This window comes from Microvirga ossetica (assembly GCF_002741015.1).
GTDB classification, from domain to species: domain Bacteria; phylum Pseudomonadota; class Alphaproteobacteria; order Rhizobiales; family Beijerinckiaceae; genus Microvirga; species Microvirga ossetica.
Genome location: NZ_CP016618.1, coordinates 361,087 through 383,077, shown reverse-complemented (window position 1 = coordinate 383,077; position 21,991 = coordinate 361,087). Strand labels below are relative to the sequence as shown.

Below are 21,991 nucleotides of genomic sequence, written 5' to 3'. Positions count from 1 at the left end.
GAGCGGCTACTGAAATCCAGAGCCTGAGTGGAAGCTAGTCGCAAAATTCTCGTTAGCCTATCAACAAAGCTGAAGGCTGCGCCCGCGGGGCGCTCCGCCTGTCGTCAGACGCGTCCACCGGGCCCGACGAGGCCGGTATGTCGTCCGATGAAATCCGCGAGATAGCGCGCCTCCTCCGGGGCGCCCGCTCGGGTATAGAGCCCGATATCGATCCCGACGGGAGCGGGCAAGTCTGATGTCTGATCCAGCGCCCGGCAGCCATCGGGGATCGTGGCGGCGAGCATCGGGCCGATACCGATGCCGACGCGGACGGCGGCCGCCATGGCCACCAGCGTCGATGCTTCGCAGACGATCTTCCATCGCAGGGTTCGGCCGGAGAGCGCGGCGATGCAGGGTCCCGACCAAGGGCAAGTGGCCTCAAACATGATGATTGGCAGCGGCGCTGCCGTGGTCACGGTTAGGTCAGCTCTCACCGCCCACAGCAAGTGTTCGCCCCAGATCAGCACCGGCTTGCGATTGATCGAGGTCGTGTCGCAGACGACGATGTCGAGCTTGTCGTTTTCGAACATTGCCGCCAGCCGTTTGTTCGGCTCCACGATGATGTCCATGTGGACCTTCGGGTTCTGATCGCGGAAGGCCGCAAGGATATCGATGAGCCGGGTCGCGGCGAAGTCCTCGACGACGCCAAGGCGCACGCGGCCTTCCATTTCCTTGCCGTTGAGACGTTGCCAAGCTTGGTCGTTGAGGGACAGGATCTCGCGGGCGTAGGGCATCAGGAGAAGCCCGTCCGCGGTCAACGTGAGACCCTTGGGAGAGCGCGAAAAGAGCTCCGTCCCCATGAGGCCCTCGAGCTTGCGGATCTGCATGCTTAATGCGGCCTGGGTGCGATTAAGCGATACCGCAGCCCCGTTCACCGTGCCGACTTCAGCCACGGTCAGGAAGGCGCGCAGCAGATAGGGGTCAAGGTCGAGCATCAGGTTTCGCTTATACTATGGGGCTGGTACGGCGACCATGCGGCTTTGGACTATCCCACTTCGACTGCGGCTTCCGATTGCCTGGTATTCAGTTCGCGTTATGGCCCCCGCAGAATTTTCCGCCTACCGCAGCGTCCGTTCAGGGGCGAATTTACCCTGCAACGCAGGTCGGGTCCAAGGAACTACTGCCCGTTTGTTATCCCTCAAACGCCCGAAGGGCCGCTATGGCTTATGACATCGCAAAGTTGGACGAACTGCGTCGGCGCTATGCGTCGGCGGCGGGCGGCGACATGTACGACCCGCATTTCAAGGCCGTGGCCGCTCAGGTCTTTGCCGATGGTGACACTCGCAAGTGGCCATTCGCCGGCCCCGCGACCTTCATCGACGCGCCGTTTCGGCCCGACGGCCTGACGGACGAGGGACTCGCCGCCCTGGACGTTGCCCTGATCGGGGTCCCGATGGATCTCGGGGTGACCAACCGGGCTGGCTCGCGTCTGGGACCGCGCGCCGTGCGCGGGATCGAGCGTGTTGGACCTTACGAACATGTGCTGCGGGTGGCTCCGATGGGCACGTTGCGGGTCGCTGACGTTGGCGACGTGCCGATGCGCAGCCGATACAGCCTGGCCGATTGTCACGCCGATATCGAGGCCTGCTATCGCAGGATCGCGGATACGCCCGTGATCCCGCTTTCGGTCGGCGGCGACCACTCGATCACGGGATCAATCCTGAAGGGTCTCGGCGCCACTCGCCCGGTCGGACTGGTGCATATTGACGCCCATTGCGATACGGCCGGCGCCTATGAAGGGTCGAAATTTCATCATGGCGGTCCGTTCCGTGAAGCGGTCCTCGCAGGGGTGCTGGACCCGACACGCACCATCCAGATCGGCATTCGCGGCGGCGCCGAATATCTTTGGGAGTTCTCATACGAATCCGGGATGACTGTCGTCCATGCCGAAGAGGTCGCCGAGGAGGGCATCCCGGCCATCATCCGGCGAGCGCTCGAGGTGATCGGCGACGGCCCGACCTATGTCACCTTCGATGTCGACAGCATCGATCCCGGCTTTGCTCCTGGTACTGGGACGCCGGAGGTGGCCGGCCTGACCCCGCGGGAGGTGCTGCAACTCCTCCGCGGCCTCCAAGGGCTCGACATCATCGGCGGAGACGTGGTCGAAGTTGCGCCGCAATACGATGGGACCACCAACACCGCCCAGATCGGCGCTCAGGTATTGTTCGAACTGCTGTGCCTGGTTGCGCTCAGACGGCGATGACATCCCGCGTCGGACGCGTGGATTGCCCGGATCAGCGCATCGTTGCGTCGAGCCCTTCCAACACGAACGGGGCGGCTCCGATCGCGATTTTGCACAGAATCAGACCGATGAAGGCGCCGGCGCAAGATCTGCTCCCAGAGACAGCTTTCCTTTGCAGCTAAGACTTTGCATGCGGCTCAGTTCACCGAATCAGCAGTCGGAGCGCGAGGTCGCGATGGAGTTGCGCGTGCGCTAGGCACTGGCGGACATCACCACCGGGCAGGACATGGTCAAAGCTTTCCAGGATGAAGATCATTGCTGGTGTCTGCTCGAGGCGATGGTGTGGCCGAACGGGCGGATGTGCCTCGCCTGTGGCTATCGCCGCTCCATCGCCCTGGCAGGCCGGGAGAGCGGGAAGCGTGCACGACCCAGGCTGTATCGCCGCGACGCACACGCAAAGGAAATCAGGTCATCAAGACCTTATGGGCCAGCATTGCCTTTCTAACGAGCGGCGAAGCCAAACTAGAGCCTGTATCACTCGTAAACGGCAGAGCTGGAGCGCTTTCGGTGACGAACCTGTGTTCGGCCACCGGCGAGGTTAACCCTTGAGTATAGGCACAAGGAGATAAAGGCTTGTGCTACTGTTTGGTCCGCCAACGGTTTAGGTGCCACGCGCAGGAGGCCAGCATGGTTCCTGGTAGTGTATCCCCGTTCTGGGCCGGCGGACTGGCCGTCGCGCTTCTGGTGCTAACAGACCTGATCCCGTCGCCGGTCATGGCGCAAATTCCACCCTCGACACCACCCGTCAAACAGGCCGCACCAGCGCGGGATCCGAACACAATCGGGATCGTCGCAGGAAGCCCCGAAGGGGGCGCCCTTCCCCTGGTCAATGAGATGGCGAGAGTCCTCGCAGGGGGCAAGAGACTGGCCCGAAGGGAGAACTGGCATTGCGCGTGCTCCCGATCGTCGGCCGCGGCGGGATCCACGACATTCAGGACGTTCTCGCCCTGCCCGGTGTCGACATGACGATCACACAGGAACACCTGCTCACGCGTTTGCAGGAGAGCAAGGAACTTGGAGATCTCAAGAGCAAGCTCGTCTACATCACCAAGCTGTTCAATGAAGAGCTTCACCTGATCGCGCGGGAGGACATCCGGCAGGTCTCGGATCTTGCTGGCAAGCCTGTCAATTTTGGAGATTATGGCGGCAGTGTTGAGGACATCGCACGCGATCTCTTCCGGACGCTCGGCCTCGGAGTTTCGGAGGTCCACCTGGGCCTGGATGAGGCCATCAACGAGATGCGGCAGGGCCGGATCGCCGCAACCGCCGTCCTGGCCTCGAAGCCGGCAACCAGTGTGGAGCACCTCACCCGCGACAGCGGATTACGTCTTGTTCAGATTCCGTTCCCTGCCCAAACAACGCGCTACCTGCCGGCCGCGCTGCATCACGAGGACTATCCAAGACTCATCCCAGCCGGCGAGAGGATAGAGACGATCGCCGTAGGGACGGTCCTTATTGCCTATAACTGGCCGGAGAAGAGTGGCCGCTACCAATGACCGTGTTGCACGGATCGGTTTGTGAACGCACTCCGCCCATCCCATGCCTTCAGTTTAGGTGATGCAGACGGACTTCGGGCGTCCAAGCTCAAGCATGCGGTTCAGGGCCGCAATGGCGATGGCGACTTCGGTCGCGCGACGCCCATCTGTTCGCGAGCGCAGCGCATCTCCGATCACTCGTTTAAGCCGGCTGATGGCGGTCTCTACCAGAGCCCGACGCGTGTATCCGGATCTCTTCTGCCAGCCCATACGGCCATGCTCCGCGATGTTTTGGAGATGCCGATCGCGCTGGGTCGGAGTGGTCTCCGCATCGTCGCTCAGCACTGCCGTTGATCGGGGTGGAACGATGACTTCGGCAGCAGGATGGTGCTCGGTGACAGTGCTATAGATGCCGGACTGGTCATAGGCTCCGTCGCCAACGAAGGAGGCAAGTGGGCCGGGGATATGGTCGAGCAACGGCTCGACCTGCGTACCATCTTCGATAGCATGGGGCGTCAGCGCTGATGCGAGGATTTGTCCAGTCTCGGCGTCGACGCCGATGTGCAGTTTGCGCCAGGACCGGCGCCTCTGGGTGCCGTGCCTCTCGATCAGCCACTCGCCAGGTCCGCACAAACGCAGGCCTGTGCTGTCGACCAGCAGGTGAACGGGCCCTCGCGAGTTTGGACAGGGCTTTGGCACCTCGAGGGTTTCGGCGCGACGGCTCGGGGTCGAGTGATCCGGCACCGCCAGATCCAGACCCAGAAGTTGAAGGATCGAGCCGATCAAGCCCTCGGTCTGACGCAGGGCCAATCGGAACACCGCCCGCAACGTCAACGCCGTTCTGATCGCCAAAGCCGAATAGTGAGCTTGACCGCCCCGGGTTGTGCGCGGCTCGGCCCGCCAAGTTGCGATTGCTTCCTCGGTGAACCAGACCGTCAGACTTCCCCGCTGACGCAGGCTGGCGTCGTACTGTGCCCAGTTCGTCACCCGGTACCGCTGCTTGGGAATGCGGTGACGGCGAGCGGCATTGGCCTTGAAGGGCATGACGGGATCTTTGCTCGGAAGCCAAATAGGCCTCTACGCTATCCAGACCCGGTTACCAACTCGCTCATCCATGCAACAACGCGACCCAACAATGCACCAGCCAAGAGATGGAGCATTGGAGGTGACCCTGGAAGTGGGACAACTTTTGGGTCCGACGCTCGAGCCCGTGACAGCCTTGAACCCGGGTTCAGGGCCAAACCACGGCCAGTCCTCCATTGTAGGTGAGACGCGGCCGCTGCAAGCTCGCGGACGCGGTCCTGTTGGAACCTCCGCTTTGTCTCTTGGTTCACCCGAGCGCCCTTATCCATGATCCTAGACACCCCGGGGAATGTTGGCCCGAAATTGCGGCATCACTCTAACGGAGGCTCACATGCGAAAAGCCCTCATATTGGCAGCCGGACTGGCTCTCATCGGCACCTCAGCGTGGAGCCAGAGCATATCGAGGGACGATGATAATGGTGATCGGCGAGGGAAATGGCATGATAGCCGTGGCGGATGGGACCGAGACAGAGGTCGAGACGACAACAGGGATGAACGTCGCGGACGGGCTATGCGCGACGATGACGACGATGATGATCATTCAGGACGTGACAGCCGTTTCTCCCTGCGGAGTGGCGACACACAGCTTCGTGTCGTCTGTGGCAGTGAGGAGTCCACGCAAGCCTGCATCGACGCGGCCTTGCGGATGTTCGATGGGGTGCAGTCACAGCCTCGCACAACCCCACCTCTCACACCGCAGTGATGAAGCAAGATCGGTGGTCGACGTGCTACCACCGATCATCGTTTGTCAGTCCTCACAAACGCGGTAGCGCCGGACAATCACGTCGCCGAAGCGGTTTCTTTCGCGGCGGGTTTCGTAGTAGCAGTCACGGTCACGCCAGCGGCGGCCACGATCCCAGTCTCGATCCCGATCTCTGTCGCGCCAGTCTCGTTCGCGGTCAGGCCCCCCGTCCTGCCAGTCCCGGCCTTGATCCCAATCCCGGTCCATCCGGGGCTGAGCGGACACTCCTCCAGCAAAAGCACTGGCGAGAATGCATCCTGCCATCACAATCGACAGACGCCTTAGCTTGGTCATAAACCACCTCGGATCAGTGACTGAATGTGCAGGTCAACGAAGGCGGCACAGTCTCGTTCCTAGAAGCAGCACCGGCGGCAGAGCCTCGGTGGGGAACCCTCGGATAAATTGTGTGGCCGATGAGCCATCATCGACGCCCGCTGACAGATCGAGGCAGTCCCGGGCGAACACACGGAAATGCGGTCACCAACCCGCGCATCAGAGTTTGCTCAACCGTCGTCTTGCAGCTCTGCCGCCGGCCCTGCGCCATCGCTCTATCGTTGACTGCCCCGATCGCTGCAGGGAGCGCATTGTTGCGTTCAAAGCCTTTGACAACGAACATCAGAGTTTCCCTCCTACCAGACGAGCCGGGATTGCCCCCCGCTGATGGCAACTTCCCAGTTCATGGAAAATTTATGTTGTGGGCGTTCCACTGGGGAGCCGCTCACGAAAGAAGACGCGCAGTGTCCTCCTCCCACAACGATGGGCCAACTGGGAACGGCCACGGTGGTAAAACGATGAGCCGGGCAATTCAGGACGAAATCGGCGAGCGGCTGCGGGTCATGTACGACGACCTCAAAGACGAGCCAGTCCCCGATCACCTCCTCGCCCTGCTCAAGCAATTGGACAAGTCATGGTCGGACGAGAGCTCATGACTGGATCGATTGATGTGAAGGCAGACATCCTCGAAGCTATCCCACACCTGCGCGCGTTTGCGATATCGTTGACAGGTGACTTGGATCGGGCCGACGATCTGGTCCAGGAGGCCATCGTGCGGGGGTTGAGCCACCTCGACTCCTTCACACCGGGTACCGCAAGCGGCGGCGCGAGGTAGAAGATCCTGACGGACAGCACGCCGCAAAGCTCGCGGCTGCTCCAACTCAAGACGCGTACATAAACCTGAAGGATCTTGGGACAGCCCTCCTGCAGATCCCCGTTGAACAGCGTGAGGCCGTGCTGCTGGTCGCGGGCGGGATCAGCTATGAGGAGGCGGCGCAGATCTGCGGCGTGGCGATCGGCACAATCAAAAGCCGGGTCAACCGCGCCCGCAGCGGACTTTCCGAGTTACTTGGAATTGTCGATCCAGAGAACATCGGAGCAGACCGGGTCATGAAGGCCGCTGTGCCAGCGAAGTAATTCCGGCGATCGCACCACAGGTCAGCACCGGTCGCAAATGCTCTTGGTCGCCTTGTCACTCTGCTCCTGAGCGCGCTGCTCCTTCTCGGTTTCCGGTCCGATATTGCCAAGACCAGTCTGGTTCCCAGTGGAACCGGCAGCCCCTGGGCTTTGCCGGGGAACACCAGAACTGGAGCTGACCGGATTGCCACCAGAGCCGGTCGTGCCCGGCGGTATGATGGGGGGCGTCAGCGCTCCGCCCACGGCACTGTTCGGGTTCATCCCGCCGGTTGGCTGCTGGGGTGAGCCTGCGCCACCGGTTGCTGTGCTGGACGGGGTGCTGGTTGGTCCGCCGGTTCCCGCGCTTGGCGCACCACTGCTCGTGGCTCCGCCACCACTCATGCCAGAGCCGCTTGCACCGCCACTGGATCCCCCACCGGAGCCGCCGCCACCTCCGCCTCCGGACTGAGCGACAGCTACAGGTACCGCAGCGAACATCAGTGCAGCCGCAATCGCCAAAGTTTGCAATGAACGGGAGATCATCGGCTCCTCCGGAGATTGCTGACACCAGTCAGCATTGTCTAAACGCGAAGTGACGTGTGAGGTTTCAGCTTGGTGCTCAGGATCGTGGCCAATCATCTCTGACCCTCACACCCGAGCGATGACAAAACGATGGTGCCGATCATAACAAAATCGGCTCTGCAGAGTTGGTATCCGGCCGTACACAGGCTCGTTGCCTTTGTTGGGTGCCGTAACCACAGAAGGAGACAGACCATGGATCGCCGCATCGTCCTGGCAGGCTTGGCCGCCGCAATCACCACCCCGGCGCTGGCGCAGACCAGCGGATCCCCCAGCACCAGACAACCAGGTGCCGCCGCCGGTTCAACCGGGGGAGCCTCTGGGGCAAGCCGCATGGGCGGGCAGCAGATGACACAGGCTGACATGCAGCATCTGCAGCAGACGATGCAGCTGGGCCTGGTGGCTCTCGAGACCAGCCGGATCGCGCAGCAGAAGGCGCAGAATGCCGACCTGAAGCGGTTTGCTACCTTCGAGGTGCAGGAGCAGACCACACTGTCCGAGGTCCTTCATTCCATGATGGAGCCTGCCGCGACAGCGGCCACGGGCGCTGCGTCAGGGACAAGCGCCCCAGCCATGCAGATGGATGCCCAAAGCAGGGAGATGATCCAGAGGCTTCAGAACACGCAACCCGGCGAGGCCTTCGACCGTCAGTACCTGCAAGGCCAGATGGAAGGGCACAGCGCCCTGCTGCAGGTGCAGACGCAGTATCTGCAAAGCAATCCGCAGAACCGCGAACACGTGAACGTCGCGAAAATGGCCCGCGGGGTGATCACCGAGCATATCGCCTTGTTGGAAGAGATCCAAACCAAGATGAAGTGAGCCTTTTGGCACGCGCGGCGAGCAAGGTGTATCTCGCCGCGTGTGCCGAAGCATTACAAGGGCGATTCCTACAAGGCCTGACATGACCCTGAGCACGGCATTGGCCCGCTCTATTCCTGAAACATGGATCTAATGCCTGCAAATAGAGTGTATCGAGGCTTAGACTTGAATTGATTTGAACGTCACTCTCGGCTCTTGGGTGTGTCAGAGCGATTTGGCAGGAGCCTGAATCGCTGCCTCCAACGAGCCCCGCATCGCGCGGTCGGCACCGCAGGTCCGGCATGATCCGTACGGGTTCATGGAACCGGAATCCGGACGGCACATTGGTAGGTTCACCGGATATGGCACGTACCTGTATGGCTGTGTCCCTCCACTGACGATCCATCACCGACACTCGGGATGGCATTTGCCAGTGAGGATCACCGGCTCCACCACGCGTCACAAGCCGGTTCGATCACGAAAACCTTTCAGGAGCCAACCTCATGTCCAAGACCGTCACGTGCCTCTACCAAGATCAACAGAAAGCCGGCGAGATCGTCAGCCGCCTGGAACAGGCGGGCATTTCGCGCGGAGATATCAGCTTCTACTCGACGCCTTCCGACAACCTCATCGACGATCTGGAAAATGACGGCGTGCCGCGCACTGATGCCTATGCCTATGCGGAGGGGGTGCGCCGCGGTGGGTCTCTGGTCGCGGTCGAGTGCGACGATGACGAGATTGATCAGGTTATCGACATCCTGGACGATGACGGAATTCTCGACCTGGACGAGCAGGAAACCTCGTGGCGCTCGGAGGGATGGCAGGGCTACGATGCCTCGACCTCCGGCGGCACGACCGGAAGGCTCGGCGCTGCGGCGGCCGGACTGGCCGGCAGCCTGACGGATTCGCCCGCTTCAATCCGGACCGACAAGGCGGGCGCGAGTGGACGCGACGAGGTCATCCCGATCGCCGAGGAGGAGCTGCATGTCGGCAAGCGCGAGGTCGGACACGGCCGCGTGCGCATCCAGTCCCGCGTGGTCGAGCGGCCGGTGAGCGAGCAGGTCAACCTGCGCCAAGAGCATGTCGAGGTGGAGCGCCGCCCGGTGTCCGGCACGGCACAGGCCGGTACCCTCGGCGCTGATCCCTTCCAAGAGCGCACCATCGAGGTGGAGGAGCGCGGCGAGGAGGCGGTGGTGTCCAAGGAGGCGCGTGTGGTCGAGGAAGTAGTGGTGCGCAAGGACGTAGAGCAGCGTACCGAGACCGTGTCCGACACCGTGCGCAAGACCGAAGTCGATGTCGAGGACGACCGGAATATCCGCGGCACCGGCACCACAGACTCGGCAGACGGCAAGCGCTGATTTCGCTTCCGTCGAAGCCCGGCACGACGCTGGGCTTCGACACCCTCAGCGAACCTCGCAAGGAACTGCCCGCCCTACCTGTCAGGGACAGGATCATCCGGAGCCTCACGCTCCACGATGGCACGCTGCTTGCGCAAGGTGACCGGCACCTCGACAGATTCGGTGGCGATGCGGCGCCGGATGTGCAGCTCCTCCTTGAGCACCAGGCGCTTCTCGACGACGAGCACTTCCTCGACGATCGGTAGGATCGTCACATCGCCGTCGGTTCTGATCGCGGGTGCGGTCTCGACCACCTTGTCGATGGGCACGCGGGTGACCTCGACGCTCTCGCGCTGCACCTCCGCATGAGCGAGCTCCTCGACGGTGTCGGTGAGCGTCTGCACGCGCACGGTCACGACCTGCCGCTTCGCGATGGTCGCGATCTCCTCGGCGAGCGGAACGACCTCCTCGGCCCTGGTGCCGGCGCCGCTTATCGGCGCATCGTCCAGACTCGGCACAGGCTCAGCATCGTGTGGCGGTACGCTCGAAGGGTGAGTTGGGTCGCCCATGGCTGCTCTCTGGTAAGCGAGGACCAACGGGCGTTCGCCCCAGGGGGTTCCTTGCGCCTGAACTCCGCGCAATCTTGGCGGCAAGCGCGACAAATCCTTCACCCGCAAGGCAATTCGTTGGTCTGCGCTGAACCATTTCCACACCGGGGGGTTGGCCCGCGAACAGGAGGTCTCACCATGACCGACACCCATCATCCCGACACCCCGCGCAATCGCGGCGACACTGATGCCCCGCACATGAGCCCGGTCACCCCGGCTGAGGACGCCCGCACCATCATGCTCAACAAGATCACCTGGGGGGCGGTGCTCGCCGGCGTCGTGGTCATGCTCGTCACCCAGCTCATCCTCAACCTGCTTGGCATCGGCATCGGGGCCGCCACCCTGGATCCTGCCGCCGGCGCAGGCGAGAACCCATCCGCCTCCAGCTTCTCCATCGGAGCCGGCATCTGGTTCGTGCTCGCCGGGGTGCTGGCTTCGCTCGCCGGCGGCTACGCCGCAGGTCGGCTGGCCGGCAAGCCGAAGGAGTCCACCGCAAGCTGGCATGGCCTCACCGCCTGGGCGCTGGCCACGCTGGTGATCTTCTATCTGCTCACCACCACGGTGGGCGGCCTTGTGGGCGGCGCCTATCGCACGGTGACGAGCGCCTTGGGCAACGTCACCCAGGCGGTCGGCTCGACCGCGCAGACCGCCGCCCAGGTGGCGGCTCCCAACCTGGCCGGAGGCGCAAACCCGTTCTCCGGGATCGAGCAGCAGATCCGGGGCGCCACCGGCGGCAACGATCCCGCGGCCTTGCGCGATGCGGCGGTGGCCGCCGTTCGTGCTGCCGTGACTGGCAACGAGCAGCAGGCCGCAGACGCTCGCAATCGTGCGGCGGATGCTCTGGCTCGGGCCCAGAACATCCCGGTCGACCAAGCCCGCACCCAGGTGCAGCAGTACGAGCAGCAGTACCGTCAGTCCGTCGACCAGGCCCGGCAGCAGGCCACGGAGGCGGCCGATGCCGCCGCGAGCGCCGTCTCGACGGGTGCCCTGCTGGCTGCTCTCGGCCTGATCCTCGGCGCTGTGGCTGCGTGGTTCGGCGGGCGTATGGGCACAGTCGAGCCGACGATCACGGCCCGGCTGGGCTTGAGCCGCTCCGCCGCGACAGAGCCGGTGGTCCCCAGCGGCACCACGAGCACCGTCGTCGAGACGGAACGCACGCCCCGAGCCACGACATCGAAGACAACCGGCAGCACGCGCTCGACCTGACATCACAGCCGGAGGCTGATATTCGCAGGTCCCGCAGATGCTGGAGAGGAATCGTTCGATGCCAGCATCGAGGCCGCGGGAGGATGCCACCTGCGATGCGGATCACCCAGGCGACATCTCCAGCCGGGGCTGGTTCGACATCATCACCAGACTGGTTGGGTCCCTGCGCCAGGATGGCATGTGGCTCAGGTCGGCGGGCGTGGCCTTCTGCGCCATCTTCGCGGCCATTCCGGGCATCTCCGTTCCGGTTGCCCTGTTCGGCCTTCTGGTCGACCCGGAGGCGGTGCATCGCCCCATCGAGATGCTTGGCGGTCTCGTGCCCGGGATCGCCACCACGTTCCTCGCCGATCAGATGCAGGCGATTGCCCGCACCTCCCGAACTCAGCTTGGGACTGGGCTCGGCGGCGGCTTTCTTGCCGCGCTGTGGGGCGCCTGGTCGGGAGCTTCGGGTCTGATCGCGGCCCTGAACGTTGCCTATCGCGAGGAGGAAACCCGCAGCTTCCTGCACCGGGCACGGGATGCCTTGGTCGTCACGGTCGCCGCCGGGTTGTTCATGCTGCTGGCATTCACGCTTGTCGCCCTGCTCCCCATCATCCTGGGCCGGCTACCGCTCGGTGCGCCCCTGCAATCAATCCTCTCGATTGCCCGATGGCCGGCACTGGCCATGCTGTGCGTCGCAGCCCTTGCGATGCTCTACCGCTTTGCCCCGTGCCGACGCGCTGCCAAGTGGCGCTGGGTCAGTCCAGGAGCGGCAGCTGCAACGGCCCTGTGGCTGGTCAGCTCGACCGGATTCTCGTTCTACGTCGCGCACTTTCCCTCGTACAACCAGACCTTGGGACTGCTTGGGACCATCATGATGCTGCTGACCTGGTCCTATCTGACCGCCTTTGCGGTGCTCCTCGGCGCCGAGCTGAATGCGGAGCTGGAACGGCAGACTTCGCGCGACACCACCACGGGCTCGGACCGGAGCATCGGATTGCGCGGCGCCGCCGTGGCCGACACCAAGGTACAGGCCTCGGAAATGGCTTCGTGACCAACCTTGCAGAGGATCTCGATGGCACGGATGCGGCTCGACCGTAAATCGGCATCGAATACAGACCCTTGAGCCGGCTGCCGTTACGCACATGACGTTGCTAACAAATTCGTAGTATCGGCGGAGTCATCATCGGCGCCGATCGTGACCCCACGGATTCCCATTTTGTGTCGCTAAATCCCGGCGTTGCGCTTCCCTTGGGAGGGGTCAAAGCTTCGGTGCCGTTTCACACCCATTAGAGAACAGCATCGGTCAATCCCTGCTGGTCCTCTACCTTTCGGGAACGTCTGCTCTGGCTGAGATGGCAACGCCCGTGGACCGGCGACAGTCATCACCGTCAACGATAGTGGATTGATTTTCCGCTTCAGATCGCGATCCACTCCGCTATCTTTGGCGCGGAGGCCAGCCCTGACGGAGCGGAGGAATTCGATGCGAGTGCCGGCAATCCTGCTGATGGGCCTTGTCCTGTCAGGCTGCGTTTCGTCAAGCGAGCCGCCATCCCAGCCCGTTCCGCCAGCCAATCTCGGATCGACACAGGCAGCACCTCCCGTGCCCCCGGCCGCCATCCCGGTGGCCCTTCCGCCAGGATACACCCGGCACATCACCTACAGCGATGGCAGGTTCACTCTGCCGGACGGCTCAACGGTGCCGGCCGATCCCAATGGCGGGTTCACGATCTCCACCGGGGCCTATATTCCACCCGACGGAGCAGGCGGAATCACTCTCCCGAACGGGGCGCGCTGCATTTCGGACAATGCGCGGGGCTACTTCTGCCCCTGAGGCCTCCCTCCTCGGCGATTGTTGCCTTCAAGCCGGATGTTCGACCGACAGCCCGCCACCCGCATGATCTGCTGAGGTGCTATCCGCTGTCTCGCTGGAGTTCGCACGGGGACTCCACGCCCACCTCGTCGGGAAAGGCAAAGAACGGGATCACTGCCGTCCAGTTGCGCCGCCAGGAAGCTGCGATCGCCTCGTACTTGCGGCCCCAGACAGAGGTCGCAAACGCCTCCAGGGCCGCCTGGCAGGCTTCGGCACCCTTGGCCCGGTAGATCTCTTTCAAGGCTGCCGCCACGGCTTTGTGATCCTTGTAGGACACGAAGGCCAGCGACGCGCGGATCAGATGCACGATGCAGGTCTGAACCTGGGTCTCGGGGAACACCGCCGTGATCGCCTCGGGAAAGCCTTTTAGGCCATCGACGATGGCAATCAGCACGTCCTCAACGCCACGGGTCCTGAACTCGTTCATCACCCGCAGCCACCGTGAGAGGAGGTTGCGAGATCACCGGGGTGATCCAGCGCGTGATCAGGTTCCAGTCCCGGTCCAGCGTGATCGGGATGACGGGCTGGATGTTGAGGATGTCCTGGAGCTGATCGTGCGGGCCGACATGGAAGTTGAAGTTGTTCTGGAATGGTACGCTGATCATGTCGGCAATGGGGTTCTGCGCCGCCTTGGCGAGATCGCTCGTCTTGCCTCGTGCTCCTTCTGGGCGAAGGCGAGAGAGCTTCCGAAGCCCGCTGACATGGCGAGCGCCAGCCACAATCCCAACAGCCCGCAGGTCGAGCGTCGTTCCGTCATGAGTGCTCCGTCCGAACTCCTCAGCCCGCCCGCCGCAAGTCAAGCAGAGTTCCATTCGGGGCGATAGACGGCGGGCCGCCCGCCCTACGCAAAGTCGGGATCTGTTGTTCACGGGTCACATGACGGCACGACCGGTTACAGCGAGTATACGCGAGCCGCAGGCGGCGGATCGAAACCCTTGCCACGGAAGCCTGTAAGAGTGTGGTACGCCCGTCATCCGCCTCGACGGCCGCTTCCGATGATCGCATCGGTTCCTCCACTCGGGCACTTCCTCTCCGTCTCGGTGCCGCCGTCAAAGACCCACCCAGGTTCCGCCCTGCCGATCCTTATGCGGATTTCTCGCGATCCGCAGCATCGGAAGTGCCGTGCGGCCGATGACGAGCTTACGTGTTCACGATGGTCCGGTTTGGGTCAAAGTGTAACGTAGAGCGCGACGAATAAAGGTCTGCTTAGTCCACTGATGCGGATATTGCGATCCTGTCCACCTTGAGCGTGACCCTTCGCCCGCGCACGCCCGTCTGTTCGCAATACCGCCAGACTTTGTCGATGATCGGCTGGAGCGCCGCCTGCATTTCCTAAAAGCTTCCAAGGTCGGCTGCAAATGTGTTCTCGACACCGATCGACTTGCGGATACGATCAGGCTGGACGAGGCGATGGTCTACGGAGCGCGTCGGACGATGAACCAAGCGCGAAGCTCTCCAGTCATCAACAACACCACATGGGTGCTTGCACCTATCATCCAGACGGACGGTTTGATCGGCTTTCCGAGTGCCAGAAAGAGGTCTCGGCTAGCGTTTAGATGGGGGCCATCCTCCTAAGTTCAGCGCCCAACGTGGCGTCTACCCGTTCGCGCGCATCCACAGCTGACATGCCTAAAGTTATCAGTGAGTTGAACTCATACCACGTCCTGGTGAGAGCGACTCGTCGCAGCCTCAAAGCCCTTGAGATGTGATTCAACATGGCAAGCGAGGAGGTTTGCCATGTCCGTTCCCGTCGCCCTCCGGCCTGATTATAGTGCCGGTCGCCTGCGCCAACTGGCCCGTCAGAGCAAGGATGCGCCGCAGACCCGCCGCTTGCTGACCCTGGCGGTGATCTACGAGGGCGGCTCGCGCACCCAAGCGGCCGAGATCGGCGGGGTTAGCCTACAGACCGTGCGTGATTGGGTGCTGCACTTCAATGCCCATGGGCCCGATGGTCTTTTGGATGGCAAGGCGCCAGGCCAGCCCTCCATTCTCAAAGACGAGCATCGGCAGCGCCTGAGTGAGATGATCGAGCGCGGCCCGATCCCGGCGGTGCACGGGGTGGTCCGCTGGCGCCTAGCCGACCTGATGCAGTGGCTCTGGGAGGAGTACCGGATCCGGATCTCCAAGCAGACGCTCAGCCGTGAACTGCGGGCTCTGAACTTCCGCAAGCTCTCAGCCCGGCCGCGCCATCGTGAAAAGAGCGAAGCGGCCGTGGCTGTTTTTAAAAAGACTTCCCCACGCGTCTGGAGGAAATCGCGACAGACGAGGCCGATGGCAAGCCGCTAGAGATCTGGTTTGCTGATGAGGCGCGCATCGGCCAGAAGAACAAGATCACCCGGCGCTGGGCCAGGCGCGGCACCCGGCCCTCAGCACCCCGCGATCTGCGGACTGCGTCTGCTTACATCTTCGGAGCGATCTGCCCGGCGCAAGGCAAAGGAGCGGGTCTGGTGCTGCCACGTTGTACGACCGAGGCCATGACGCTGCATCTGGCCGAGATCTCGCAGGCGGTGGCGCCTAGCGCGCATGCAGTGCTGCTGCTCGACCAAGCTGGATGGCACGTCTCGCGCAAGCTGAAGGTGCCGCCCAACATCACTCTGGTGCCGCTGCCCGCCAAGGCACCCGAGTTGAACCCGGTGGAGAACATCTGGCAGTTTATGAGAGAGAACTGGATCTCGAACCGGGTGTTCACGTCCTACACCGACATTCTCGACCACTGCTGTGCGGCCTGGACCAAGCTCACGGATCAGCCCTGGACCATCATGTCGATCGGCTTGCGCGAGTGGGCGCACCAATGATGATCAGCAGGACTTGGTATCATCCCGCATTTGAATGTGAAGTTCAGGATATTTGCGAAGCGCTTGAGGGAGCTTTCTCCCACACCGAAATGCGTCGCGAGCCTTGCCGTCGCTTGTATCCTGCCACTCGATCAGCGCATCCGGGATGAATTGGAATCGAGAAGGTGTTTTGACGATCTGGGGCGTCAGGCAAAACCATTGGCTTCCTATTTCCACTACCTAATGGAGGATCAAGTTGGAACCGTGGATATACCATCCCGAAACATGCCGACTCCGCCTTTCGGTGTCATTCGCTACCTGCGCGGCACAGTTCAAATGGCAATCATTCGGGCGCATGCCGCTCGCAAACAAATCTGCGTTTGGAGGCCGCGTGACTACGACACGAGGCAAAGCCAGAACTTCCGCAAGAGTATCCGCTTCCCATCTGGAAGGTGGAAAAGCAAGTTCTTCGGCGTTTCGGAGGATAAAGCTGTCGAGTTCCGTTGTTGAGAGATGGCCGCTAGAAATCGTGTTGTTTTTCATAGTTGCGCCTGAAAACTTATAGTTCGACATCTAATGCACGATCTCCAGTGCCGCTCGGTAGAACGCCTTGTAGCGGCTCGATCAAACGAGGTCTACTTGTGCAGGCCTCAATTCCTGTCCTCATCGTTCCGGCATTCGGTAGCAAACGCCACCAGATTTGTTTGACCTGATACCGGGTTCGGTGGGGGTGAAGGCCTCACGGCCGCCGGATAATCATATCTCCTAGCTTCGGCACCAAGCATTCGCCTTCCCCAGAGGAGAACCTTAACGGTCAACGCATAATGCTGTAACCTGCCTGCGTGGGAGGCTGTCGGGCTGATACTGCGGAGCGGTACGGTGACTTGCGACGCGGCGCGCAAGAAGATCATCCTGTACAGCTTTCGTAGGCGCGAGACTTTCCTCCCCTTTCGGGCCTGGCAGGACTCAGGTCGTTTATCTCGTCCTTAGACAGTCGCATTCCACGGGACGCCATCGGGCCGACATGACCACCGTGTTAATGACGATTGGAACAATCTGCCACCCTCCCATCACCCACAGCATATCCCGATCCTGCTGTCACAATCTGACAGCATCCCGTGCTACGCTTGAGCCTATGTCCCGCGCCGAACGCCTTTTCGACCTCCTGCAAATCCTCCGCCGTCACCGCCGCCCGGTGAGCGGGGCGGTGCTGGCGCAGGAGGCGGGGATTTCGCTGCGCACGCTCTATCGCGACATCGCCTCGCTCCAGGCCATGGGGGCCCAGATCGAGGGCGAGCCGGGGCTCGGCTATGTGCTGAAGCCCGGCTTCCTGCTCCCGCCCCTGATGTTCTCCGCCCAGGAGATCGAGGCGCTGGCGCTCGGCCTGCAATGGGTCGGGCGGCGAACCGACGAAGGGATGGCACAGGCGGCCCGCAACGTCATGGCCAAAGTCGCCGCCGTCCTTCCCGCCGACCTGCGCGAGCGCATGGAGGACGACGCCCTGGTGGTCGGTCATGGCTGGGACCGGCCGCAACCCGTCGATCTCGCGCATCTGAGGCGCGCCCTGAACGAAGGGCGCAAGCTGTCCATTAGCTACACCGACGAGAAGGGCGCGCGCTCCGAGCGGATCATCTGGCCCGTGTCGATCGGCTTCTTCGAATCGACCCGGGTGCTGGTAGCCTGGTGCGAGCTGCGGGACAGCTTCCGGCATTTCCGCACCGACCGCATCGAGGCGGCGGAGATCCTGCCCGAGCGCCTGCCCCGGCCGCGCCGGCAGCTCATGAAGGAATGGCGGCAAACGCTGCTGCCAGAATCTGACAGTGGCATGCGCTATTCAGTCTCCCATTCACACAACACCAAGGAGACACCCATGAGCACGCAAACCAAGAGCGCAGACCTTGTCTTCTATACCAATCCGCAATCGCGCGGCGGCATCGTGCATTGGATGCTGGAGGAGATCGGCCGTCCCTATACCATCAAGGTGCTGGATTACGGGGCCACGATGAAGGCGCCGGAATACCTCGCCGTCAATCCCATGGGCAAGGTGCCGGCGATCCAGCACGGCGAGATCATCGTGACGGAGGCGGCCGCCATCTGCGCCTATCTGGCCGATGCCTTCCCCGAGGCGGGCCTTGCGCCCGAGCCCCAGCATCGGGGGGATTATTACCGCTGGCTGTTCTTCACCGTCGGCTGCCTGGAACCTGCCGCCTCCAACCACGCTATCGGCTGGGATCCTTCGTCCGATATGGAAATGCGCTTCGGTTACGGCTCCTATCCGCGCGTGCTCGATACGCTCTCCGCCTGGCTCGAGGGCCGCATCTATGTGGCAGGCGACCGCTTCACGGCCGCCGACGTCCTGCTCGCCAGCCACCTGCAATGGGGCATGGCGACGGGCATGATCGAGAAGCGCCGTGTCTTCGAGGCTTATATCGAGCCGCACGTTCATCGCCCCGCGGCGAAACGGGCAGACGAGCAGATCGAGATGCTGACGGCGCAGCAGGCTTCGAAGGCGGCGTGAGAGCCTCCCCTCACCGAAGCACTTGAACAGGGTGTCGTCCTGCCGACCAAGATGGCGGGACGGCACGTGTCGTGCTCAGCGCCGAAACCCATACAAGTCGGAAGTGGAACACCTGAACGTCTCCTTGGGGTCAGAGGGGCCCAAGAGCCGATCTGCCGGAAGGTCCGCTTCGCTTGGGGTATGAGACGTGCGCTCTCAAGATTGAGTGCAACACCGAGTGAGTCGGGCTTTACTGTTACCCGTATCCCCGAGAGTCAGCCTTTTCTGAAATTTGGATCAAGCTTTTGGTGTCACGTCATCAGGGGAATAGGCTGATTTTGAGTCAGACATTTAGCTTTCTGAACAGTGTGTTTCAGAACCTATAAGTCTGACTCAAATGCGGAAAAGTTTGACTCGATTTGCACAGAAGTCTGACTCAAGCATGAGCTTCCGTTCATGGCCCGAACACGGACCTTCTGCTAAGGTCTGCCGAGTGCAATTTCAGGACCTTCCGAGCGCGGAGCCGTTGCCTTAGGGCAAGAATTTCGCGGAAGGCCGTTTACGGAACCTGAGTAGGCTAGGCTAAATAGCGAAAGAACAATCCGGCATTCGGTAGCAAAAGCCACCAGTCTCTAGTAAGGCATTGAAGGACATCTCCTTTCACGAACAAATCTTACAGTACGAGAGTCAGAAACAAGTTTGAGGGGGCTATGCACTCTGGGTTGATCAACGAGGTTTCTGCCGTACTTCGACACGCCTCTGCCGAGGCAGTTCTTCCCCGCTTTCAGAAGCTGCATGCAGGTCAGGTTGAGGAGAAGACACCAGGAGAGGTGGTCACAATTGCAGATCGTGAAGCAGAGCGGATCATTGCACCCCGGTTGATGTCGCTCCTGCCCGGGTCACGGGTGGTCGGGGAAGAGGCAGCCGCAGAAACACCAGCCTTGATGAATGAACTTGATGAAGGCGATGTCTGGCTCGTCGATCCACTCGACGGAACGGCGAATTTCGTTGCTGGATCACCTGAGTTCTCGGTCATGGTTGCGTTGTTACGCCATGGGCAAACTGTTGCTGCCTGGCTCCTCGATCCCGTTAGCGACCAGCTCGCGGTCGCTTCCCTTGGCGCTGGAGCCTTCATCAACGGGACTCGCGTCCAAACGGAGTCGTCATTTCCGAGCGTCGCCTCTTGTCGGGGGGCGGTTCTCACCCGGTTCCTGCCGGAACCGATGAAAGAGCGAGTGACTGCAAACTCGTCGCGGTTTTCTGCCATTCTGCCAGGAGCGAGATGCTCAGGTGTGGACTACCCGGCCGTTGCGACAGGAAACCAGAACTTCGTGATGTTCTGGCGGCTGCTGCCTTGGGATCACGCCCCTGGCGCTTTGCTGGTGTCGGAGGCTGGAGGGTGGGTCGCTCGCCTTGATGGCTCCAGATATCATCCCTCAGATCAGCAGCCTGGCCTGCTAGCGGCTCAGAATCGAGAGGTATGGGACACCGTGCGCAAGGAACTGCTAGACACATAGTGTTACATCAAGAGATCTATGCATCCCGACGCTCGGAATTTTCCGATCGACTCCGGCTTCTTTTCCTGGCATAAGCGTGGCCATGCAAAGGCTCATATAACAGCACCTACCCGCAACGCCGCGATCCCAAGCCGGGTCGCCAAGCGTTGCCGCTGTCCTAGATAAGGCCACTCCCGGCCGCCGGAGCCAAAGCATGAATTTCGCCATCGCCTCCACGGAGTTCACGATCCCGATCGTCGTCGGGGGCTGGGAAATACCGCGCTCGCACTTCCTCGTCCCGAGGGAGGCGCTGAGCCATGGGGCAGCACTTCCTCCTGTCGCCCCAGGTGCGCGACCTGACCATCACCGAACTCGCCAGCATGCAGGAGAGGACCGCCAAGAAGTGGTTCCGGCAGGCCCGCTGGCCTGAGACGGACGGCGAGCCCTATTGCCCTCACTGTGGGAACCTGCGGTGCTATGAGATGTCCCGGGAGCGCTTCAAGTGCTCCGCCAAGGAATGCAAGGCCGTCTTCACCGTCACGTCCGGTACCGCCTTTGCCTGGCGCAAGCTGCCGTTCAAGAAGATGCTCATGGCAATCTGGTTTGCCGCCAACTCAGTCAAGGGCAAGGCCGCCCTCCAGCTTTCGCGGGAACTTGGCGTCCAGTACAAGACCGCATGGGTGCTCCTGATGAAGCTCAGGGAGGTCGTGGCCTCACGCAGGGACAAGATGGTCCTTGAGGGCGAGGTCGAGATCGATGGTAAGTATGCGGGCGGGCATGTCCGTCCCGAAAACAAGGCCGAGGATTGCGTCGACCGTCGGCTGAGGAAGAACCGTAGCCCGGACCGTCTCTGCGCCTTGGCGATCCGCCAACGGGGCTTCCTCGGCCAGACCTTCACTCGCATCATCCGCGAGGAGGACAGTAACGCTGCCTGGGCCGCTGTCCGAGATCACGTGTCGCGCGACGCGAAGGTCTTTGCGGACGAGCACGGTAGCTACAACGACCTCGTCGGCCTCAACCGGATGAGACGGGTGAACCACTCGAAGGCGTATTCCTCCGAGGACGGCACCAACACCAACTTGGTCGAGAGCTTCTTCAGCCGCATCCAGCGAGCCTACGTGGGTGTCCACCATCGCTTCTGGACCCGGTATCTCGACTGGTACGTCGCCGACCTCGCGTGGAGGGAGGACACGCGACGGATGAGCAATGGTTGGCTGACCCGCTCCATGCTCTCACAGGCGCTCCGGAGGCCAATGTCTCGGTACCTGTGCGGCTATTGGCAGGGCAACAAGCCGCCGGAGTTGATCTGGGTGGGCGACCCGGCGGCTCCTCGCTAGGCAGCGATCTCCCAGAGTTTCTTCCGTCCGTCGACGGTACCGACATGCCGAACGCGCTTGCGCTTCACCAGCGAGTTCAGGCCAGCCGAGACATGCGTGACGAAACGGGCAAGCGCCGGGTCATCGGCTGCTACCCCGTGCTTGGCGGCAATCCGGCTCGTGCAGTCGGCCGATGACAATGGCTCCCCGGCCTCACGCAATGCCTCAAGGATTGCCTGGGTCTTGTTGAGCTGTTTCAGTTCGGGCGGGAGCGGGATCGCTTGTCTAGCTTGCTTGTACCCCATCTTCGAGGTCGGGCTCTGTGCATGTGCCGGGTCGTAGATAGCGATCACCTGATCGATGGCATAGATCTGCTTCTTGAGGGTCTCGATCCTGAGTACGAGCTCATCGACTTCGCCAAGCAGCTCGGCGCGTTTCCTTTTCAGTTCCTCTTCAACGCTCACGTTGCTCCGCTCCAGAAATGGAGCCGGGAGCTACCGGATGGGCTCAATCATGTCTGGTGGTTTTTGCTACCGAATGCCGGAACAATCCACTAGA

17 protein-coding genes and 2 pseudogenes are annotated in these 21,991 nt (G+C 62.1%); 13 read left to right on the top strand and 6 right to left on the bottom strand.

Features of this window, described 5'->3' with window-relative positions; all coding sequences use genetic code 11:
• Positions 1 to 104: 104 nt before the first annotated feature.
• Positions 105 to 974, bottom strand: coding sequence for a LysR substrate-binding domain-containing protein (locus BB934_RS36290; protein ID WP_099514606.1), 870 nt, complete (start codon positions 972 to 974; stop codon positions 105 to 107).
• Between the two features lie 224 nt (positions 975 to 1,198).
• Here BB934_RS36290 and speB point away from each other — a divergent pair, with 224 nt between their 5' ends.
• Positions 1,199 to 2,242, top strand: a complete 1,044-nt coding sequence (gene speB, locus BB934_RS36285) for an agmatinase (protein WP_237050548.1) — start codon at positions 1,199 to 1,201, stop codon at positions 2,240 to 2,242.
• A 932-nt stretch (positions 2,243 to 3,174) separates the two neighbouring features.
• Complete coding sequence (locus BB934_RS36275; protein ID WP_237050620.1) at positions 3,175 to 3,777, top strand: TAXI family TRAP transporter solute-binding subunit; 603 nt, start codon at positions 3,175 to 3,177, stop codon at positions 3,775 to 3,777.
• A 54-nt stretch (positions 3,778 to 3,831) separates the two neighbouring features.
• Here the strand turns inward: BB934_RS36275 and BB934_RS36270 are convergent, their stop codons facing one another.
• Positions 3,832 to 4,800 (bottom strand): IS5 family transposase, encoded by a 969-nt coding sequence (locus tag BB934_RS36270; protein WP_099514603.1) that lies wholly within the window; start codon positions 4,798 to 4,800, stop codon positions 3,832 to 3,834.
• Positions 4,801 to 6,372: 1,572 nt separating this feature from the next.
• On the opposite strand from BB934_RS36270, the gene BB934_RS47855 reads away from it, so the two are divergent.
• From BB934_RS47855 to BB934_RS36245, 4 genes and pseudogenes are all read left to right on the top strand, one after another.
• Positions 6,373 to 6,510 carry a NepR family anti-sigma factor gene (locus BB934_RS47855; protein ID WP_157934538.1) on the top strand — a complete coding sequence of 46 codons (138 nt, stop codon included), beginning with the start codon at positions 6,373 to 6,375 and terminating at the stop codon, positions 6,508 to 6,510.
• A pseudogene (locus tag BB934_RS36260) lies at positions 6,507 to 6,991 on the top strand (sigma factor-like helix-turn-helix DNA-binding protein). The gene BB934_RS47855 and the pseudogene BB934_RS36260 overlap by 4 nt, the downstream one beginning before the upstream one ends.
• Before the next feature lie 753 nt (positions 6,992 to 7,744).
• Positions 7,745 to 8,368, top strand: coding sequence for a DUF4142 domain-containing protein (locus BB934_RS36250; RefSeq protein ID WP_157934537.1), 624 nt, complete (start codon positions 7,745 to 7,747; stop codon positions 8,366 to 8,368).
• A 482-nt stretch (positions 8,369 to 8,850) separates the two neighbouring features.
• Entirely contained in the window at positions 8,851 to 9,705 is an 855-nt protein-coding gene (locus BB934_RS36245) for a YsnF/AvaK domain-containing protein (RefSeq protein ID WP_099514600.1), read from the top strand.
• A 74-nt stretch (positions 9,706 to 9,779) separates the two neighbouring features.
• Here BB934_RS36245 and BB934_RS36240 read toward each other — a convergent pair whose 3' ends face one another.
• Positions 9,780 to 10,202, bottom strand: coding sequence for a YsnF/AvaK domain-containing protein (locus BB934_RS36240; RefSeq protein ID WP_237050547.1), 423 nt, complete (start codon positions 10,200 to 10,202; stop codon positions 9,780 to 9,782).
• 228 nt (positions 10,203 to 10,430) lie between these two features.
• Between BB934_RS36240 and BB934_RS36235 the strand changes: the two genes are divergently transcribed.
• The 3 genes from BB934_RS36235 to BB934_RS36225 all read left to right on the top strand — a co-directional run bounded on the left by BB934_RS36235 (position 10,431) and on the right by BB934_RS36225 (position 13,311).
• Positions 10,431 to 11,498, top strand: a complete 1,068-nt coding sequence (locus tag BB934_RS36235) for a PhnA-like protein (RefSeq protein ID WP_418294801.1) — start codon at positions 10,431 to 10,433, stop codon at positions 11,496 to 11,498.
• Positions 11,499 to 11,556: 58 nt separating this feature from the next.
• Positions 11,557 to 12,531: a YihY/virulence factor BrkB family protein gene (locus tag BB934_RS36230; RefSeq protein ID WP_157934536.1), complete on the top strand. Its 975-nt coding sequence runs from the start codon at positions 11,557 to 11,559 to the stop codon at positions 12,529 to 12,531.
• Between the two features lie 429 nt (positions 12,532 to 12,960).
• A complete protein-coding gene (locus tag BB934_RS36225; RefSeq protein ID WP_099514597.1) occupies positions 12,961 to 13,311 on the top strand; it encodes a hypothetical protein in 351 nt (116 codons plus the stop codon).
• Between the two features lie 121 nt (positions 13,312 to 13,432).
• Here BB934_RS36225 and BB934_RS36220 read toward each other — a convergent pair.
• Together BB934_RS36220 and BB934_RS36215 are read right to left on the bottom strand one after the other, a co-directional pair.
• A pseudogene (locus BB934_RS36220) lies at positions 13,433 to 13,789 on the bottom strand (transposase); the annotation flags it as partial.
• Complete coding sequence (locus tag BB934_RS36215; RefSeq protein ID WP_099514596.1) at positions 13,749 to 14,150, bottom strand: hypothetical protein; 402 nt, start codon at positions 14,148 to 14,150, stop codon at positions 13,749 to 13,751. The pseudogene BB934_RS36220 and the gene BB934_RS36215, both read right to left, overlap by 41 nt.
• Positions 14,151 to 15,087: 937 nt before the next feature.
• On the opposite strand from BB934_RS36215, the gene BB934_RS36205 reads away from it, so the two are divergent.
• The 4 genes from BB934_RS36205 to BB934_RS36190 all read left to right on the top strand — a co-directional run bounded on the left by BB934_RS36205 (position 15,088) and on the right by BB934_RS36190 (position 21,454).
• Positions 15,088 to 16,145, top strand: a protein-coding gene (locus BB934_RS36205) for an IS630 family transposase (RefSeq protein ID WP_099514595.1) whose coding sequence is annotated in 2 segments (ribosomal slippage) — positions 15,088 to 15,621 and positions 15,624 to 16,145 — 1,056 coding nt in all. Because the reading frame shifts where the segments join, the coding sequence is not laid out codon by codon here.
• 1,114 nt (positions 16,146 to 17,259) lie between these two features.
• Positions 17,260 to 18,642 carry an HTH domain-containing protein gene (locus BB934_RS36200; RefSeq protein ID WP_099514594.1) on the top strand — a complete coding sequence of 461 codons (1,383 nt, stop codon included), beginning with the start codon at positions 17,260 to 17,262 and terminating at the stop codon, positions 18,640 to 18,642.
• A gap of 701 nt (positions 18,643 to 19,343) precedes the next feature.
• Positions 19,344 to 20,138, top strand: coding sequence for an inositol monophosphatase family protein (locus BB934_RS36195; protein WP_335645654.1), 795 nt, complete (start codon positions 19,344 to 19,346; stop codon positions 20,136 to 20,138).
• Between the two features lie 296 nt (positions 20,139 to 20,434).
• Positions 20,435 to 21,454: an IS1595 family transposase gene (locus BB934_RS36190; RefSeq protein WP_099514592.1), complete on the top strand. Its 1,020-nt coding sequence runs from the start codon at positions 20,435 to 20,437 to the stop codon at positions 21,452 to 21,454.
• Here the strand turns inward: BB934_RS36190 and BB934_RS36185 are convergent.
• Positions 21,451 to 21,897: a hypothetical protein gene (locus BB934_RS36185; RefSeq protein WP_099514591.1), complete on the bottom strand. Its 447-nt coding sequence runs from the start codon at positions 21,895 to 21,897 to the stop codon at positions 21,451 to 21,453. The genes BB934_RS36190 and BB934_RS36185 overlap by 4 nt on opposite strands.
• Between the last annotated feature and the right edge of the window lie 94 nt (positions 21,898 to 21,991).

Coding starts and splice junctions, on each gene's coding strand:
- speB (WP_237050548.1), top strand. CDS start 1,199: ATGGCTTATGACATCGCAAAGTTGGACGAACTGCGTCGGCGCTATGCG.
- BB934_RS36250 (WP_157934537.1), top strand. CDS start 7,745: ATGGATCGCCGCATCGTCCTGGCAGGCTTGGCCGCCGCAATCACCACC.
- BB934_RS36245 (WP_099514600.1), top strand. CDS start 8,851: ATGTCCAAGACCGTCACGTGCCTCTACCAAGATCAACAGAAAGCCGGC.
- BB934_RS47855 (WP_157934538.1), top strand. CDS start 6,373: ATGAGCCGGGCAATTCAGGACGAAATCGGCGAGCGGCTGCGGGTCATG.
- BB934_RS36270 (WP_099514603.1), bottom strand. CDS start 4,800: ATGCCCTTCAAGGCCAATGCCGCTCGCCGTCACCGCATTCCCAAGCAG.
- BB934_RS36200 (WP_099514594.1), top strand. CDS start 17,260: ATGTCCCGCGCCGAACGCCTTTTCGACCTCCTGCAAATCCTCCGCCGT.
- BB934_RS36290 (WP_099514606.1), bottom strand. CDS start 974: ATGCTCGACCTTGACCCCTATCTGCTGCGCGCCTTCCTGACCGTGGCT.
- BB934_RS36235 (WP_418294801.1), top strand. CDS start 10,431: ATGACCGACACCCATCATCCCGACACCCCGCGCAATCGCGGCGACACT.
- BB934_RS36190 (WP_099514592.1), top strand. CDS start 20,435: ATGGGGCAGCACTTCCTCCTGTCGCCCCAGGTGCGCGACCTGACCATC.
- BB934_RS36225 (WP_099514597.1), top strand. CDS start 12,961: ATGCGAGTGCCGGCAATCCTGCTGATGGGCCTTGTCCTGTCAGGCTGC.
- BB934_RS36230 (WP_157934536.1), top strand. CDS start 11,557: ATGCCAGCATCGAGGCCGCGGGAGGATGCCACCTGCGATGCGGATCAC.